Annotated in this window: 2 protein-coding genes; one reads left to right on the plus strand and one right to left on the minus strand. The window is 40.9% G+C overall.

Going from position 1 to position 1,888, the window contains the following annotated elements; all coding sequences use genetic code 11:
- Positions 1-247, plus strand: a 247-nt coding sequence (locus B0475_RS17935) for a hypothetical protein (RefSeq protein ID WP_456298908.1), incomplete at its 5' end; no start/stop codon positions are given.
- 559 nt (positions 248-806) lie between these two features.
- Here B0475_RS17935 and B0475_RS17280 read toward each other — a convergent pair.
- The gene (locus B0475_RS17280) at positions 807-1,223 is read right to left on the minus strand and encodes a DUF7919 family protein (RefSeq protein ID WP_077413128.1); all 417 of its coding nucleotides are present in this window, start codon (positions 1,221-1,223) and stop codon (positions 807-809) included.
- Between the last annotated feature and the right edge of the window lie 665 nt (positions 1,224-1,888).

A 1,888-nucleotide genomic window follows, 5' to 3' on the forward strand; every position in this document is an offset into this window, starting at 1 on the left:
ATACCTGGACCTCGTGGACTATTCTGGGAGAGCTATCCTGGAAAATAAGCGTGGTTATATTCCTGAAAGCCTACCGCCCATACTCGAACGATTGCAACTCAATCCAGACACTTGGCTGGGTGAATTAACTGGCTTCAGATCAGTAGGTTTCTCCGCTGTAGGTACAGTTGATCAGCTTAAAAGTTTCTGCCAGAAAGTCGGCAAAAGATTTGCTGTAGGTCACCGTCTGAAACCAGCCCTGGAGTAGCTATCCACCCAACATAACCTGATTGCAGATTCTGTCTGCTACCGTCCAACTCATCTGAAATCAGGCCAATTCAGTTAAATTCATCAAAACCGAGCGTTCAGGCCTCACATTCTCCTTCCTGACTAATCAATACAACTATTTTCGACATATAAACCAGCTTAATTTCTTCAACTGGTTTATCTAGCTAATGCCTGTCCCTGTATTTAGCATTTGATGTTTTAAGCCTGAACAACACCTCTAAACCACATTAATTTTCTGATCTTCGACAAAAAAACCAGCTGAATTTCTCAAGCTGGTTCCTCTGAAAAGTGCCTGTCCCGGTGTTTTCCAACAAACCCATCCTGCAGATTCTGTCTGCCACCGTCCCACTCACTTCTAATCAGGCCATTTCGGTCTGATACATTGCATTTGATGTTTTAAGCCTGAACAACACCTCTAAACCACATTAATTTTCTGATCTTCGACAAAAAAACCAGCTGAATTTCTCAAGCTGGTTCCTCTGAAAAGTGCCTGTCCCGGTGTTTTCCCGGTGTTTTTCCAATATTTCCACCGGTGTTTCTTATCTTCCCTTCAATAAAACTCCTCCACCATTGCTTAACAGCTTTTTTTTGTATTCCATACTAGAAATATCAGGACAGTTTAATACTGCATTAACATATTCATTTGGCGGGGAATAATGATGGCAATTAATATAGTGTAGTATTGCAACTGGGCTAACATAGATTTTATCATTTTCAGGCAAGTAAATATTTGAGTTGAAAACAGGCCCATCAAATTGACAAATGTTACACTTGTGCATTCCAGCTGATACGAATGGTTGCCAAGGGTTATTACATAACTCTTTTAACTTTTTGTAAAACTCAATTGAAACACTACCCTTATTAAAATCATAATTTTTATCTAGCCAACCTACTGCTAATATAAAATCTTCCTTTATAGGTAGAAAATCGCACTGTTCTAAATCTTTAATGTACATAATTATGATGTCTTTCTAAAGCTCAATTTTTGAAAAAGGATCAAAATTTTTAAATCTTCCTGTATTCGAATGATGAGAAGGCCCGATAGTCATTCTACCATTTGAATAATATCCAGGACAGGCACTCCCTCAGAAATATCATACGGCCACTTCAGATATTTGCCACAGCTAATTACAGCTGAATCTCTGAAAATCATGGTTTTAAACGGAGAAAACCATGGGACTGGCAAGGAAATACCAGATTTGTTACCAGGAGACACCTTATTACCATGTGGTGAGTCGATGCGTCCGCAGGGCCTTCCTCTGTGGTGATGATCATACCACTGGCAGGACATTTGAGCACCGCAGAAAATGGGTGGTTCAGCGCTTTCAATACCTGGCAAAGCTGTTCAGCATAGACATCTGCGCCTATGCAGTGATGTCGAACCACTTTCACATCGTCCTGAAGGTCAATAACAACAGGGACTGGACAGATAAACGTGCACTCATGGCTTGGGGTCGCAAAAGCGCGGACAGGCACTCCCTAAGAAATATCATACGGCCTCATCAGAGATTTGCCACAGCTAATTCCAGCTGAATTTCTGAAAATCATGGTTTTAAACGGAGATAACCATGGGATTGGCCAGGAAATATCAGATCAGTGTCTCTGAGACACCTTATTACCA

The organism is Marinicella sediminis (genome assembly GCF_002000055.1).
GTDB lineage: Bacteria > Pseudomonadota > Gammaproteobacteria > Xanthomonadales > Marinicellaceae > Marinicella > Marinicella sediminis.